The sequence below is a fragment of the Amycolatopsis cynarae genome, from assembly GCF_026802195.1.
GTDB classification, from domain to species: domain Bacteria; phylum Actinomycetota; class Actinomycetes; order Mycobacteriales; family Pseudonocardiaceae; genus Amycolatopsis_E; species Amycolatopsis_E rhizosphaerae.
Genome location: NZ_CP113836.1, coordinates 539,608 through 553,765 on the forward strand (window position 1 = coordinate 539,608; position 14,158 = coordinate 553,765).

General features: G+C 71.3%; 16 protein-coding genes and 1 riboswitch. Of the genes, 9 read left to right on the plus strand and 7 right to left on the minus strand.

What is annotated here, in order from left to right:
- Positions 1 to 89: 89 nt before the first annotated feature.
- Genes ORV05_RS02605 through ORV05_RS02620 form a run of 4 tightly spaced genes read left to right on the plus strand, consistent with a single transcriptional unit; the run spans position 90 to position 3,500 of the window.
- Positions 90 to 614, plus strand: a complete 525-nt coding sequence (locus ORV05_RS02605) for a YbaB/EbfC family nucleoid-associated protein (protein WP_268756855.1) — start codon at positions 90 to 92, stop codon at positions 612 to 614.
- Between the two features lie 4 nt (positions 615 to 618).
- On the plus strand, positions 619 to 2,160 hold the full coding sequence (locus ORV05_RS02610) for a WXG100 family type VII secretion target (protein ID WP_268756856.1): 1,542 nt from the start codon (positions 619 to 621) through the stop codon (positions 2,158 to 2,160).
- Positions 2,157 to 2,906, plus strand: a complete 750-nt coding sequence (locus tag ORV05_RS02615; protein ID WP_268756857.1) for a hypothetical protein — start codon at positions 2,157 to 2,159, stop codon at positions 2,904 to 2,906. The genes ORV05_RS02610 and ORV05_RS02615 overlap by 4 nt, the downstream gene beginning before the upstream one ends.
- A 3-nt stretch (positions 2,907 to 2,909) precedes the next feature.
- Positions 2,910 to 3,500: a hypothetical protein gene (locus ORV05_RS02620; protein WP_268756858.1), complete on the plus strand. Its 591-nt coding sequence runs from the start codon at positions 2,910 to 2,912 to the stop codon at positions 3,498 to 3,500.
- 12 nt (positions 3,501 to 3,512) lie between these two features.
- On the opposite strand, the gene ORV05_RS02625 is transcribed toward ORV05_RS02620, so the two are convergent.
- Together ORV05_RS02625 and ORV05_RS02630 are read right to left on the minus strand one after the other, a co-directional pair.
- The gene (locus tag ORV05_RS02625; RefSeq protein ID WP_268756859.1) at positions 3,513 to 4,109 is read right to left on the minus strand and encodes a hypothetical protein; all 597 of its coding nucleotides are present in this window, start codon (positions 4,107 to 4,109) and stop codon (positions 3,513 to 3,515) included.
- A 124-nt stretch (positions 4,110 to 4,233) separates the two neighbouring features.
- Positions 4,234 to 4,710: a hypothetical protein gene (locus ORV05_RS02630; RefSeq protein ID WP_268756860.1), complete on the minus strand. Its 477-nt coding sequence runs from the start codon at positions 4,708 to 4,710 to the stop codon at positions 4,234 to 4,236.
- On the opposite strand from ORV05_RS02630, the gene ORV05_RS02635 reads away from it, so the two are divergent.
- Positions 4,697 to 5,071, plus strand: a complete 375-nt coding sequence (locus ORV05_RS02635) for a hypothetical protein (protein WP_268756861.1) — start codon at positions 4,697 to 4,699, stop codon at positions 5,069 to 5,071. The genes ORV05_RS02630 and ORV05_RS02635 overlap by 14 nt on opposite strands.
- 232 nt (positions 5,072 to 5,303) lie before the next feature.
- Here ORV05_RS02635 and ORV05_RS02640 read toward each other — a convergent pair whose 3' ends face one another.
- A complete protein-coding gene (locus ORV05_RS02640; protein ID WP_268756862.1) occupies positions 5,304 to 5,627 on the minus strand; it encodes a 4a-hydroxytetrahydrobiopterin dehydratase in 324 nt (107 codons plus the stop codon).
- A gap of 33 nt (positions 5,628 to 5,660) precedes the next feature.
- Positions 5,661 to 5,774, plus strand: a riboswitch (TPP riboswitch).
- 23 nt (positions 5,775 to 5,797) lie between these two features.
- On the opposite strand from ORV05_RS02640, the gene ORV05_RS02645 reads away from it, so the two are divergent.
- From ORV05_RS02645 to ORV05_RS02655, 3 genes are read left to right on the plus strand one after another with little or no spacing between them, the layout of a single operon-like run.
- The gene (locus ORV05_RS02645) at positions 5,798 to 6,844 is read left to right on the plus strand and encodes a thiamine ABC transporter substrate-binding protein (protein ID WP_268756863.1); all 1,047 of its coding nucleotides are present in this window, start codon (positions 5,798 to 5,800) and stop codon (positions 6,842 to 6,844) included.
- Between the two features lie 26 nt (positions 6,845 to 6,870).
- Positions 6,871 to 8,436 (plus strand): ABC transporter permease, encoded by a 1,566-nt coding sequence (locus tag ORV05_RS02650; RefSeq protein ID WP_268759663.1) that lies wholly within the window; start codon positions 6,871 to 6,873, stop codon positions 8,434 to 8,436.
- A 2-nt stretch (positions 8,437 to 8,438) separates the two neighbouring features.
- Entirely contained in the window at positions 8,439 to 9,452 is a 1,014-nt protein-coding gene (locus tag ORV05_RS02655; protein WP_268756864.1) for an ABC transporter ATP-binding protein, read from the plus strand.
- A 4-nt stretch (positions 9,453 to 9,456) separates the two neighbouring features.
- Here the strand turns inward: ORV05_RS02655 and ORV05_RS02660 are convergent, their stop codons facing one another.
- Complete coding sequence (locus tag ORV05_RS02660; protein ID WP_268756865.1) at positions 9,457 to 10,263, minus strand: helix-turn-helix transcriptional regulator; 807 nt, start codon at positions 10,261 to 10,263, stop codon at positions 9,457 to 9,459.
- A 119-nt stretch (positions 10,264 to 10,382) separates the two neighbouring features.
- On the opposite strand from ORV05_RS02660, the gene ORV05_RS02665 reads away from it, so the two are divergent.
- Positions 10,383 to 11,114: a dienelactone hydrolase family protein gene (locus ORV05_RS02665; protein ID WP_268756866.1), complete on the plus strand. Its 732-nt coding sequence runs from the start codon at positions 10,383 to 10,385 to the stop codon at positions 11,112 to 11,114.
- Here ORV05_RS02665 and ORV05_RS02670 read toward each other — a convergent pair.
- From ORV05_RS02670 to ORV05_RS02680, 3 genes are read right to left on the minus strand one after another with little or no spacing between them, the layout of a single operon-like run.
- Positions 11,095 to 11,973 carry an ABC transporter permease gene (locus ORV05_RS02670; protein WP_268756867.1) on the minus strand — a complete coding sequence of 293 codons (879 nt, stop codon included), beginning with the start codon at positions 11,971 to 11,973 and terminating at the stop codon, positions 11,095 to 11,097. The genes ORV05_RS02665 and ORV05_RS02670 overlap by 20 nt on opposite strands.
- On the minus strand, positions 11,970 to 12,986 hold the full coding sequence (locus tag ORV05_RS02675) for an ABC transporter ATP-binding protein (protein WP_268756868.1): 1,017 nt from the start codon (positions 12,984 to 12,986) through the stop codon (positions 11,970 to 11,972). The genes ORV05_RS02670 and ORV05_RS02675 overlap by 4 nt, the downstream gene beginning before the upstream one ends.
- Positions 12,983 to 14,056 (minus strand): LolA family protein, encoded by a 1,074-nt coding sequence (locus tag ORV05_RS02680; RefSeq protein ID WP_268756869.1) that lies wholly within the window; start codon positions 14,054 to 14,056, stop codon positions 12,983 to 12,985. Before ORV05_RS02680 ends, ORV05_RS02675 begins: the two co-directional genes overlap by 4 nt.
- Positions 14,057 to 14,158 lie beyond the last annotated feature (102 nt).

The following is a 14,158-nucleotide window of genomic DNA, read 5'->3' on the forward strand; positions in this document are numbered from 1 at the left end:
AGTGGACGGTGTACGTCACGGCCGGGAGCCGTCAGGGGTGATATCGGGTGTTGGACCGATTCGGTGTGTTTGTGCGATATTCTTCCCCGGTGACCAGAGGATCCGAGGGGGGAGCTTCGATGGGGTACGAGGCGCGGCTCGACGAGGTCATGCGGGGCTTTCAGCAGCAGGCCGCGAAGGCCTCGGAGCTCAAGGCGAAGATCGCCGAACTGCGCGGTCACGGCCGCAGCCCGGACGGCGCGGTCTCCGTCACCGTGGCCCCGTCCGGCGCCGTGCTCGGACTCCAGCTCTCGCCCGCGGCGATGCGCCGTTCGCACACGCAGCTCCAGCAGGAGATCCTGGGCGTCATTCGCCAGGCCACCCAGCAGGCGGCGGCGACCCTGCAGGAGACCGTCCAGCCCCTGCTCGGCGACCGCGCCGAGCAGTTCCGTCAGGCCTTCAACGCCGGGCTTCCCGCCGTGGAGCCCTCCGAGCCGCCTCCGGCGCCGCCGTCCGCCCCGCAGGCCGGTGTGCCCGGTCCGGTCAACCCGCCCAAACCGGCGGCAACAAGACGGAACCGGCAGGCCGCTCCCGAAGTCGAAGACAACGACTTCGGCGGACCGATCCTGAGGTGAGGCGATGACGGGTTACCGCGTCGAGACCGCTGCGCTGGTCGCGCACAGCCAGGGCTCCCAAGAGGCCGCCGGTCATTTCGGCAGTCTCGCGGGCTTGCTGGAACAGGCACGGGTCAGCGACGACTGTTTCGGGCCCATCGGCGAGGTGCTGGCCTTCAAGTACTTCGAGGGACTGGAGGAATGCCGGAACCTGGCCACCCAGGCGCAGTCGTTCCTGACGCAGATCGCCGAGAAGACCAGCACCGCGGCGAAACTGTACGGGGACATGGAGCAGTCCAGCGCCGACGCGCTGGGCAGGTTCAAGGACCTGGCCGACGCCGCGGGCGGCGGGCCAGGCGGCCTGAACGAGCTGAACCACGCCGGGGACGCCCAGCGGAAGAGCGATTTCGAGCAGAACGCGGGCTACGGCAGTTCCTGGGCGAGCACCGCGGGTGACGTGGCGCGCGCGAGCAGCCCGCCGGACGTCGCGATCGCCACCATCAACACCCGGATGGAGCAGCTTCAGCTGATCACCAGCCCGGGACAGGCCTTCCTCGACAACGGGCTGGGCTTTCTCATCGGCATCGTGATCAGCCCGCTGGTCGAGCTGATCCTCGAGCCCGCGATCGGCGACCCGGAGCAGATGCGCAGCACCGCGAAGGGCTGGTCGCAGGTCGCCGAGTGGCTGGACGGCGTGGGCGAGCACGAGACGAAGCGCGCCGAGGCCACCACCCAGGCCTGGCAGGGGCAGGGCGGGGACGCCTTCCGCAAGCAGATGACCGAGTTCGCCGCGGGTTCGGCCGCGCTGGCCGCCGACATCCGGGGCGTGCAGCAGATCCTCGAGATCGCGGCCGATCTCTTCGACGCGTTCGTGGAGATCTGCATCGACATCATCCAGGAACTGGTGATGGGCCTGATCATCGAGTGGCTGGCCGCGCTGGCCGCCTCGTGGATCACCGCCGGTGCCTCGGTGGGGGCGGCGGGCGCGACGACGACCGCGGAGGTCGGCATCACCGGCACCCGGCTGGGCATGAAGGTCAAGGGTCTGCTCGGCAAGCTCAAACCGCTGATCGACAAGCTGGAGGAGCTTCTCCGCCAGTTGCGGACCGGACGGCTCAAGCAGGTCGTCGAGCGGATGGAGGGCCTGCGCGACGGCAACATGGCGCAGAAGATGCTGGCTCGGAAGATCGACTCGAACCCGCTCGCCAAGATCCTCACCAAGGCCGACCCGGTGACCGGCGCCTCCAAGACCGGGAACCGGTTCGCGGACGGTGCGGCCAAGCGGCTGGCGGAGCAGATGCGGGGACAAGGGCTCGATCCCGGCGACCTCGCCAACGGTGCCGATGGTTCCTTCGCGCTCACCACCAACCTCAGTGAGGCGGCCCTGCGGATGGCCGGGATGAGCGGTACGACGCACAAGCCCACGGCCATTACCCACGGGATCATGGAGAACGCGCCCGGACTTGCCGTGGAGCAGGGTGTCAAGTACGGCTACAACAAGTCGCAGGACCCCGAGTCCGACGAGGAACGCCGCGCCACCGAAGAGCGAGGGTTCACGCTCGAATGAGCTTCTCCCATCCCCTTGGTCCTGCCACCGTGGCCCTTCCCCTGCTGGACGAACCGGGCGAGCGGCTGCTGTGGGCCACCCGTCTGCGCACGTTCTACTTCGACGTGGACGGGCTGGACGCCCGCGGTGAACCGAAGAAGGGTGTTCTCGAGCGAGCGGCCGGCGCCGTGGGCGGCTCCGTCGCGTTTCTCACCCTCGGAGCGATTTTCGGATTCCCCGACGGGGACTCCGACAAGCCTCCGCCGCCCGAGGTGATCTTCTTCGGGCCTGCCCCGGGATGCCTGGCCCACCAGGCCGCGGGGGAGCTGGGGGAGAGCGGGAAGACCGGCATCAGGTGGGTCTGGGCGCTGTCCACGCACCGGTTCGCCGTGCTCGGGCCCGCTCCGGTCGAGCAGCCCGAAGAGCCGCGGGAGCCGGACGATTCCGTGCTGAAGAAGGCGTTTTCACTGGGCAGGGGGATCGGGAAGGGGCTCAAGGAAGCCGCCAGGATCCTGGCCGACAACCGGCAAAGGTACGGCGAAAACATCGAGGGGGAGCCGATCGCCATGCCGCGGTATTCGGTGCACACGGAGTTTCCGCGTGAACGGATCACCGGGGTCGCGGTGGCCCGGCGGCGGGCCGGGCGGCGGGAGCAGCCCTGCCTTCGAGTGTCTCTTGTGGACGGTTCCGGGGTGGATCTGCTCATGGCCACCACCGATCCCGACGACCTCGGACGCCTGCAGGCGCTCACCAACGGGGTGGGATGAACCATGACGGACCGCATCGCGCACGAGGACTACGAGGTCGTCCACGACGAGCTGACCCGGTTCTGGCTCCGGCCGGGTGAGCGGTTGTGGTTCGGCTGTGCTCCCCTGCGCGGCTACGTGCGGGCGCGCATCGGCGGCGAAACCCGCCTGCCCCATGAACCGCTGAGCGCGATGCCGCCGCTGGAGCTGGGTGCTTCCCGCTGGCCGCTGCCCGCGGAGGGGGTGCTCGAACAGGAGTGGACCGACGACCCCGGCGTGGCCTTCCTGGTGCTGGCGCAGCGCCCGGACCAGGACGCCGTCTCCTTCGGGGACCATTTCGCCCACAGCCGGGGAGAAGCGCGCCTGGCCGTGACCACACACCGGGTGGCGGTGGTGTACACGACGAAGCTGTTCCACCTTCCCGCGCCCGGCGAACCCCTGTTCACCACGTTCTGCGAACTCGATGCCGGTCGGCTCCGCGGCTGCACCGCGCCCTACGTGGGGCGCAGCATCCCGCCGGTGCGGGTGATCCGGGTCGACTTCGCCGACAATTCCGCCCTGCTGCTGCGCGATCCGCTGGCCGCCCGGCGGGTCGGCCGGGCCCCGGCGGCCTGAGTACGGGGAGCGTCACGCGGTACCGGTGAAGATCGCCTTCTGGCCGCCGAAATCGGGCTGGAACTCCAGGCGGAGCACGCCGGGGTCTTCGGTGGCGGCAAAGGCCCACTGGTAGGTGTAGGACTGCCCAGGAGCGATGGTGGTGAGCGGTGGTACGCCGACACCCCGGTCGGCGTCGACGATCGAGTTGGCCGCCTCCCCGTTGAACGTGGCGTTCGGGCCGAAGACCGTCCAGTTGAACTGGTACGGCGTGGTGCCGCCGTTGGTGAGGGTGATGTTCAGGATGATCGAGCGGTCCGGGTCCATGTTCGCGTTCTGCGAGGGGGTGTACGGCGCCGGTGCCTCGACCTGCACCGTGAGCCCGTTCTGCCAGGTGAATCGCTGACCCCAGGTCAGATCGGGTTGCGCGGTCGCGGCGTCACCCGCAGCGACGGTGCCGGAGGCCGCCTTGTCCTTGTGCCTGGTGTGGCCGTTGACGACGGTGGCGATCACCAGGGCGAGCAGTAGCACCAGTGGCACGGCGATGGCCAGCCACCGCAGCTTCCGCCGACGAGCGTGCGGCGGGGTTTGCCCGGTCTGCGGTGCTTCGCCAGGGTGGTGCTCCGGCATGGTGTTCCCTTCACGGTGTGGGACTGGTCAGCCCGTGAAAGTACGGCGGAAACGGAACGGCTGCCGGAGGATGAGACCTCCGGCAGCCGTGCTCCACCCCATCGGGTTTAACCCGAAAAGGGGGTCAGCAGCTCACCAGGACCGCCGTGCCGGCATTGAACGACACGTGCACATGGTCGTAGTGGTTGGCGGTGACGCTGCCGCGGTCCGGCATCGCGGACCACCCGCTGCCGTCGTTGTAGCGCTGCCGCCAGATCACGTACTTCACGCCGAGCCGGTCACGGTTCGCCAGCACGAAATCGGCGAGTGCGTTCCCGGTCGAGGTGTTGACCATGAAGTCGAGGGCCAGTCCCGCCGGATGGTCCCCGGGCTCGGCCCGGTCACCGCGGCCGAGGATCTGGCTCACGGGGAACAGTTTCCTGAGGTAGTTGCCCACCATGGCGGCGTTCGGCTGGGCGCCGTCGAGGTCCGTCGAACAGGCCTGCACGACCTTCGGGGTGGTCGTGGTCGGCGCCACCGGCGCGACCGGTGCGACGACCGCGACGGCAGGAGCCGTCGGATCCGGGGAGGCCTGAGCGATCGGCGCCGTGCTCGATGCCACGGCGGGCGCGGTGGTGGATGCGGTGCTCGACGCCGTGGCCGAGGCCGGCGGCGTGCTGGTGGTCGTCCTCCTGGTGATGGTCGTGGTGGACGACGACGAGGCCGGGGTGCTCGTCGCCGCGCTCGAGGAGGTGCCGTCCGTCGTGGGCGTGCCGGAAGCCGCCAGCAGGGTGCTCGCGGCCGTCGGCAGACTCGCCTGCATGGCGAGGGTGGGTGTGTGGGACTGCCAGGGCCCACCGGTCACCCAGACCGTGAAGCCCAGGAGGAACGCGGCCGTCACGGCGGCCAGCACCGGCAATTTTCTGTTCTTTTTCGCTCTGTGGCGACCCGCCATTTCAGTACCGTTCTCATACTGCGGGTGATTGATCCGTTACCCGCCTGTTATTGTGGAAACCGAACGCAGCGTACGAATGGCACAGGGCGAAGTCACCGGTGAGTGAGTATTCGCACAGATCAACAGTGTGAAAACGCCGCCCCGCGTGAGGTGGCGGGGCGGCGGAAGTGATAGCGGCCGGTCAGGGGGCCGAAATGGCACTCACCGAGCGCAGGGAACCGGCCGCTTTGCGTGCTTTCCGGGAAAGGAACCGGATGGGGTCAGAGAGCGTCGATCACCTCGTCGATCTGCTCGGCGAGCGACGCGTCCTTCCGGGTCAGTCCGCCCGCCGAATGCGTGCTCAGGTGGAAGGTCAGGTTCCGCCACCGGATGTCGATGTCCGGGTGGTGATTGAGGCTTTCGGCGATCTCCGCGATACGGTTGACCGCCTGGATCGCCTGGGTGAAGGTGCCGAGTTCGGCCGTGCGTTCGAACTCCGCGCCCTCGGCGCGGCCGCGCTCCCCGCCGGGGCCCTCCTTGACGTGCCAGTGCGGCAGTTTGGTCAGGGCGTCGGAGATCTCGTCGTCGGTCAGTAGTTCCGCCATGTGGTCCATCGTGGTACGCGAACGGGTACGCTGCACGGTTGCCACGGGAGCCCGGTGTGCGGCCGGGCTGAGAGGCGGGTGGTGCGCCCGCGACCGTTCGCACCTGATCCGGATCATGCCGGCGCAGGGAGGCCCTCGGTTTCCTCGTGCCGGCCACGGCAAGGAGGGCCATGAGAGGCAAGTGGGGCGCGGGACTGGTGCTCGCGCTGGTGGGGGCACTGACCGCGGGCTGTACCCTGATCGGCGGATCGGAGGGCACCACCGGGGGCACCGTCACCCTGGTCACGCACGATTCCTGGGCCGCGCCCCAGCAGGTGCTGGACGCCTTCGCGCAGCAGACCGGGATCAAGATCGCCGTCGTCAAGAAGGGCGACGCGGGAGCACTGACGAACTCGCTCGTGCTGAGCAAGGCCATCCCGATCGGGGACGTCGCCTACGGCGTCGATTCGACCTTCGCCTCCCGCGCGCTGGCCGAGGGCGTCTTCGACTCCTACACCAGCCCGGAGGCCGATCGCGGACCTCAGCGGTACGCCGCCGATTCCGAGCACCGGCTGTCCGCGGTGGACGTGGGCGACGTGTGCCTGAACGTGGACACCGGGTGGTTCGCCGCGAAGGGCATCCCGGCACCGGCGAGCTACGCCGACCTCACCGATCCCCGCTACAAGGACCTGCTCGTGGTGGAGAACCCGGCGACCTCATCCCCGGGGCTGGCGTTCCTGCTCGGCACCGTCGCCCGGTACGGCGAGCAGGACTGGCAGGCGTACTGGACGGCGTTGAAGAACAACGGCGTCAAGACGGTCAGCGGCTGGGAGGAGGCCTACACCCAGGACTTCTCCGGATCTTCCGGCAAGGGGCCCCGGCCGATCGTGGTGTCCTACGCCTCCTCGCCCGCGGCCGAGATCGGTGACGACGGCAAGCCGCGCACGAAGGCCCTGCTCGACACCTGCTACCGGCAGGTCGAGTACGCGGGCGTGCTCACCGGCACCAAACAGCCCGACAAGGCCCGCAAGGTGATCGACTTCCTGCTCTCGCAGCAGTTCCAGGCGACGGTGGCGGACAACATGTACGTCTATCCGTCCCGTCAGGGCGTCGAGCTGCCCAAGGGCTGGGCCGAGGCGGCCCCGCTGCCGCAGAACCCGGCGGCCCTGCCGGGGGCGCGCGTCCAGGAGGGCCGGGAGCGCTGGATCGGGCAGTGGCGTTCGCTGCTCGGCCAGTAGGCCGCGCGGGGCTGGGGCTGCTCGCCCTGGTGCCGCTCGCCTTCCTGGTGGTCTTCTTCGCCTGGCCGGTGCTGGCGATCCTGCGGCGCGGGTTCGCCGGGGACGGGCTGCTCGCGGTGCTCGCCGACGGGCAGACCTGGCGGCTGGCGGGGTTCACCGTCGCACAGGCGACCGCTTCGACCGTGCTCGCGGTGCTGGCCGGACTCCCGGTGGCGTTCGTGCTCGCCAGGGTGCGCCTGCCGTGGGTCGGCCTGGTGCGGACCCTGGTGCTGGTGCCGTTCGTGTTGCCCACCGTGGTGGTGGGGCTGGCGTTCCGGACGTTGTGGCCGGACGGCGGGGTCGTGCCGCTCGTCCTGGCCGACGCCTTCTTCAACGTGGCGGTGGTGGCGCGCACCGTCGCCGGAGTGTGGGCGCACTGGGATGCGCGCGCGGAGGACGCGGCGCGCACCCTCGGCGCCTCGCGGTGGCGTGCCTTCCGTTCGGTGACGCTGCCCGCGCTGCTCCCGGCGATCACCTCCGCGGCGGCGGTGGTGTTCCTGTTCTGCGCCACCAGTTTCGGGGTGGTGCTGGTGCTCGGCGGTGCGCGGCTGCGCACGCTGGAGACCGAGATCTACCTCCGGACCGAGAACCTGCTGGACCTGACCGGGGCGGCCGCGTTGTCGCTGGTCCAGATCGCGGCGGTGCTCGCGGCGCTGGTGGTGGGCGCGGCGGCCCGGCGGCGCCGGGAAACGTCGCTGCGCCTGCGGGCCCGGCGGGAGACCGCGCGGCGGCCCACCGGCGGCGAGTGGTGGGTGGTGGGCGCGGCACTGGCCGTGCTGGGCCTGCTGCTCACCCCGATCGTCGCGCTCGTCGTGCGGGCGCTGTCCACTTCGGACGGATGGAGCCTTGCCGGTTACCGAGCGCTGGCGGGGCACGGCGACGACGGCACGCTCCAGGTCTCGGGCTGGGACGCGGCCGTCCAGTCCCTGCGGACCGCGACTGACGCGACGGTGCTCGCCCTGCTGGTCGGGGTGTCGGCGTCGGTGCTCGTGGTCGCACTGCGGCGGGCGCCGGGCCGCACCGCGCACGGCCTGGCGGAGACGATGGACGCCGCGCTCATGCTGCCGCTCGGGGTTTCCGCGGTCACCGTCGGCTTCGGCTACCTGATCACGCTGGACGCGCTGCCGGGCGAGCTGCGCACCTCCCCGCTGCTGGTGCCGCTGGCCCAGGCGCTGGTCATCATCCCGGTCGTGGTGCGGATGGTGCTGCCCCTGCTGCGGTCGGTCGACGACCGCCTCCGGCAGGCCGCCGCGACGCTGGGCGCGGGCCCGCTGCGCGTGTGGCGGGAGATCGACTTCCCGATGACGGTGCGAGCACTGGTCGCCGCGGCGGGGTTCGGTTATGTGGTCGCGCTCGGTGAATTCGGCGCGACGAGCTTTCTCGCCCGGCCGCAGGCACCCACGCTGCCGGTGGCGATCGCTTCGCTGCTGGCCCGTCCCGGGCAGTTGAACAACCAGATGGCCTACGCCGCGTGCACCCTGCTGATGCTGGTCACCGCGGCGGCCGTGGTCCTGATCGACCGGTTCGGTTCCGGCCGGGTGGGGGAGTTCTGAGCATGGCGCTCACGGTCAAGGGGCTCACCGTGGCCTACCGGTCGTTCACCGCGGTGCGCGATGCCGCGCTCGACATCGCCGACGGTGAGGTGCTGGCGTTGCTGGGACCTTCCGGGTCGGGTAAGTCGACGCTGCTGCGGGCGATCACCGGGCTGGAGCCACTGGTCTCGGGCGAAATCCGCTGGGACGGTGAGGATCTGGCGCAGGTCCCGGTCCACCGCCGGGGTTTCGGCCTGGTGTTCCAGGACGGTCAGCTCTTCCCGCACCGCGATGTCGCGGGCAACGTAGCCTTCGGGCTGCGCATGGACGGCCTTCCCGCTCGTGAGCGGGAGCAGCGGGTGAGCGGGCTGCTGGAGCTGGTCGGCCTGAGCGGGTACGAGCGGCGCCGGGTCACCGAGCTGTCCGGCGGCGAGGCGCAACGGGTGGCGCTGGCCCGGGCGCTGGCGCCGCGGCCGAAGCTGCTCCTGCTCGACGAGCCACTGTCCGGTTTGGACGCCGCACTGCGCGAGCAGCTCGCGATGGAGCTCGCCGAGGTGCTGCGGCGCGCCAAGACCACGACCCTGCTGGTCACGCACGACCAGGAGGAGGCGTTCACCCTCGCCGACCGGGTGGCCGTGCTGCTGGACGGGCGGGTGCGGCAGACGGGCGAGGTGCGTGCGGTGTGGCGGCACCCGGTGGACGAGGAGGTCGCCGCCTTCCTCGGGGTGACGGCGTTCTTCGACGGTGAGGCGGCCGGTGGCGTGGTCCGGTTCCCGTTCGGCGAGGTGGCCCTTGCCGAGCAGGCCCCGGACGGCCCGGTGCGAGTGGGTCTGCGCCCGCACGGGCTGCGGCGGTCGCGCACCGGGACACCGGGTGAGGTCCTGGCCATGGCACACCGGCGTGACCACCTGCGGCTGCGTGTCCGCACCTCGGATTCCACAGTGGACGCAGTGGCCCCGGTGGGTGCGGAGATCGGACCGGGCGATTCGATCCGTCTCGAGCCGGACGCCGACGGGATCGTCCTGATCGGCGGCTGAGGGTTCAGCCCGCCCACATGGCCAGCAGCGCCAGTGCTTCCTCGGACTCGGGCTCGGGCGTGAAGGTGGTCAGCCGCTGCCCGGAGGCGTCGGGCAGGACGAAGTTCTCGAACCGCAGCGTGAGCTCCCCGGCCACCGGATGCCGGAACCGCTTGCGGCCGTGGGTGCGCTCGCGCACGTCCCGCCGGGACCACAGGTCCTCGAAGTCCGGGCTGTTCATGGTCAGCTCGCCGAGCAGCGTGGCCAGCGCCTGGTCGCCGGGGTTCCGCCCGGCGGCGAGGCGGAGCTGCCCCACCGTGGCGCGGGCGACCTCCGGCCAGTCGGCGAAGATCTCGCGGGAAGCCGGATCGAGGAAGGCGAACCGGCCGAGGTTGCGCCGTTTCGCCGGGGTCCGCTCGAAGTCGAAGAACAGGTGCGCGGCGAGGCGGTTCCAGGCGAGCACGTCGAGCCGGTGGTTGGTCACCAGCGCGGGGATACCGGTCATCCGCCGGAGCAGGTCCACGAGTTCCCTGCGCGCCGGGTTCGCCCGCGGCCGGGGCTTCGCGGGCGGGCCGGCGAGGTCGTGCAGGTGGCGCTCCTCGACTTCGTCGAGGCCGAGCGCGCGGGCGAGCGCGGTGAGGACCTGGTGCGATGGCTGCCCGGCCCGGCCCTGTTCGAGCCGGATGTAGTACTCGACGCTGATCCCGGCCAGCTGGGCCACCTCGTCCCGCCGCAGCCCGGACACCCGGCGCCTGTTCCCGGCCGGGAAACCCGCCTGTGCGGGGTCCAGGCGCGCCCGCCGGGAGCGAAGGAACTCGCCCAATTCGTCCACGCCCTCCAGTCTGCCCGGCGGGCGGCCGGAAAGGGTGGCCCTGCCGGTACCAGCAAACGCCGGGCCTGGGAGCGGGGCCGGTACCCGGCCAGCATGGGCCGAGACGAAAGGAGCCGATCATGTGTCACAGCGCCGAGGGCCTGCCGCCCGCCCCGCCGGAGCCGAAGGAGGTGGCCGGGCACGGCCCACTGACGCTGACCTCGGCGGACGGCACCGCCGTTCCCGCCTACTACGCGCTTCCGGCGGGGCCGCCGCGGGGCCGGATGGTGATCCTCCCCGACGTGCGCGGGGTCCACCCGTACTACACCGCACTGGCCCAGCGGTTCGCCGAAGCCGGTTTCGCCACCATCGCGGTGGACTACTACGGCCGCACGGCCGGTGCCGGGGAGCGCGACGATTCCTTCGACTGGCAACGGTATCTGCCGAGCGTGCGGCCCGGCGAAGTCGAAATCGACGTGGCGGCGGCCCTGGCGCACCTGTCCGGCCACACCACGAGCCCTGCCTACACCGTCGGGTTCTGCTTCGGCGGCAGCCAGTCCTGGCGGCTGGCCGCCTCCGGCCTCGACCTGGCCGGGGTGATCGGCTTCTACGGCCGCCCCAGTCTGGTCGAGGACGTCGTCGGCAGCGTGACGAAGCGGATGCTGCTCCTCGTCGCCGGGGACGACGAGGTGACCCCGCGCCAGGAGTTCGAGGATTTCGCGGCCCGGCTCACCGAGGCGGGCGCGGACCACGAGATGCGGATCTACGAGTCCGCGCCGCACTCCTTCTTCGACCGTTCTTCCGGCGAGTGGGCGCAGGCGTGCGCGGATGCCTGGCGCCGGATCCTCGACTTCACCCGTCCTTCGTCGTGATGCGGGCGTAGGCGAGGGAAAGCCCGATCGCGATGTAGCAGGCCGCCCGGAGGGCGCCCTGGGCGAGCCCGTCGACGGGCATCGGATCACGCACCACGTCGGCGAGCGCGGGCCACGACTGCGGCAGCAGGAACGGGTGGAGCCAGTCCACCGCCGACAGCAGGAGCAGCACGGTGGAGACCACGGTGCCCGCCAGCACCGAGACCACCACGAGCATCGGGTGCTCGGTGCAGGCGGACACGGCCAGCGCCACCGCACCGATCGCCCACATCTGGAGGGTCACCCAGCCCGCCGCGACGGCCAGCCTGCCCAGGGTGTCCACAAAGGACAAGGTGGTGCCGGAGAGGGTGAACAGGGAGCCGGTGCCGTTGATCACCAGCCCGGTGACCACCCCGACGATCGTCATCAGCACCACCGCGGTGAGCGTGAAGGTGGCCATGCCGAGCGCCTTCACCGCCAGCAGCCGTCCCCGGCCCACGGGGGCGAGCAGCCAGCCCCTCAGTGTGCCCTGGCCGGCTTCACCGGCCAGGGCGTCCGCCGAGGACATCGCCGTGGTCAGCGGGAGCAGCAGGTTGAGGGTCATGGTGAGCGCGGCGATCGGCAGCACCAGTGCGTTCCCGGCGGCCACGGTGAGCAGTCCGTCGGCGTTCCCGCCGCCCCCGGCGCCCGAGGAGCGGGCCACGGCCAGCCCGATGCCCGTCACCGCGGGCACCAGCGCCAGCAGCCCGAGCACGATCAACGTGCGGGGGCGGCGGTAGATCCACCGCAGTTCGGCCCGGTAGAGCCGGGCCAACGGCACGCGGGTGCGCGCGAGCACGCGCGGGGCCGCCGGTGTTTCGGTCAGCGTCGACGCCGTCATGCGTTCACCTCGTCCACTTCGGGCAGCCCGCCGGGCTCCGCCTCGTGCTGCGTCAGCCGGGCGAAGAGGTCCTCCAGCCCGGTGCGTTCCCTGGTGGCCTCGTGCACCGCGATCCCGGCCCGCACGAGGGTGGCCACCACCTGCGGCGCCTCGGCCGTGGTCAGATCGGCCCGCACGCCCTCCGGCGTCAGCTTGGCCGGAATCCTCGCCGCCCGCAGCGCCTCCAGTGCCCTGTCACCGTCCGGTGTGGACACCACGAGCCCGCTGCTGCCCGCCTCCAGCAGCACGTCCAGCTCGCCCTGCGCCACCACGGTGCCGTCGTGCAGCACGGCGACGTGCGTGCAGGTCGCCTCGACCTCCGTGAGCAGGTGCGAGGAGACCACCACGGTGACCCCGTCCTCGTGCAGTTCGCCGATGATCTTGCGGATCTCGCGGGTGCCCGCCGGGTCCAGCCCGTTGGTGGGCTCGTCGAGCACCACCATCCGGCGCGGCACCAGCAGCGCCCCGGCCAGGCCCAGGCGCTGCTTCATGCCCAGCGAGTACCCCCGGTAGCGCCGGTGGGCGGCGCCGGTGAGCCCCACCCGGTCCAGTGCCCGCTCCACCGCCTTCGGAATGTCCGAAGAGGACAGCCGGGGTTCGGCGGCCGCCATCCGGTACAGGTTCTCGCGCCCGGACAGGAAGGGGTGGAAACCCGGCCCTTCGACCAGCGCGCCCACGTCCGGCAGGGCCTTCTCCGCCCCGTCGGGCATGCGGTGACCCAGCAGTTCCACCTCGCCCTCGGTGGGGCGGACCAGGCCGAGCAGCATCCGGATGGTGGTGGTCTTGCCGGACCCGTTGGGCCCGAGCATGCCGAGCACCGCCCCGGCGGGCACCTCCAGATCGACCTGGTCCACCGCGACCGTGTTCCGGTACACCTTGCGCAGCCCCCTGGTCCGCGCGGCCAGTGCCCCGGCCGGGGCGGGCGCCCCCTTCGAGACGCCCGCCCCGTTCCGCACGTCGTACGAGGTGCTCACTTCGCACCCAGCGCGTCGATCAGGACCTGCTCCGGCACGGCGCCCGCGGCGAAGCGGCCGTCGTCGGTGATGAGGGCGGTGCCGACGTTCGTGCCGATCACGTGGCCCGAGCCGAACGCCCCGGTGACCGGCTTGCCGAACCGGTCGAGCAGCGCCTTGGGGTCGGCCTGCCTGCCCCCGTGGCCCTTGCCCTGCTGCGGCGTGACCGCATCCGCCCGGAACTTGCCGGTGATCACGGTGTCCCAGCCGTCGCCGACCAGCTTGACGGCGTCGATGGCCTTGTTCTGCTCCGGCGACTGCGGCGTCTGCTCGACGACCTTGGCGCCCTGCGGCGGGGTGAACTGGAACTCGCTCGCCGGCTGCGCGGCGAACTCGATGTCGCTGAAGCCGACCTCCAGCGCCGGGTTCGCGGACCCGTAGGCCAGCACCGACAACCGCAGCGGAACCCGCTTTTCGGCGTCCACCGCGATGCGGACCTCCCGCAGCAGGGTGCGTTCCGTCGGCTTCGGGGTCAGCACCAGCTCGTAGGCGGCCCGCCCCGCGACCCGGGCGGTGCCGTCCACGGTGACCGTGCTGCTTTCGCGGACCTTCGCCAGCAGCTGGGTGGCGATGGCCGCCGGGTCGCTCGGGACGTTCGGTGCCGTTTTCGCCGCGTCGGGGTGCCGCAGGGCCTCCGGCGGCACGGTGATCCTGGTCGCGGTGTTGTCCTTCGAGGTGTACAGCCAGACCGTGTCCCCGTTGTGGACCACCGTGGTGTCCGAGCCGCCCTGCTCCAGCGACAGCTTGTCGTTGCCGTTGCCGTCGTTGTAGACGCGGGCGGCGTCGATGTTCAGGCTGGTCCCCCCGGGCAGCGTGGACACCGGCAACCCCAGGTTGTTTTCGACCTTCACGGTGCCGTCGAGGGCGGGCGTCCGGGTGCTGAGCACCGACTGCACCAGGTCCTCGGCGCTGACCGCGGGCAGCCGGGGCGCGGGGTCCGCGGTGGCGGGCATCGCCAGCCAGGCCAGCCCGGCGATGCCGAGCGCCGAGCCGGTGACGGCGGCGGTGAGGGCCTTCGTCTTCGGTTGCATCGATCTCTCCCTGTTTCCGGCGAGCACCAGTGTGCTCTGTCCCCGCCGATGACGCTCCCGCATGCGACCTGAGATCGGACTGAGATGCTGAGAAAGCCCTGA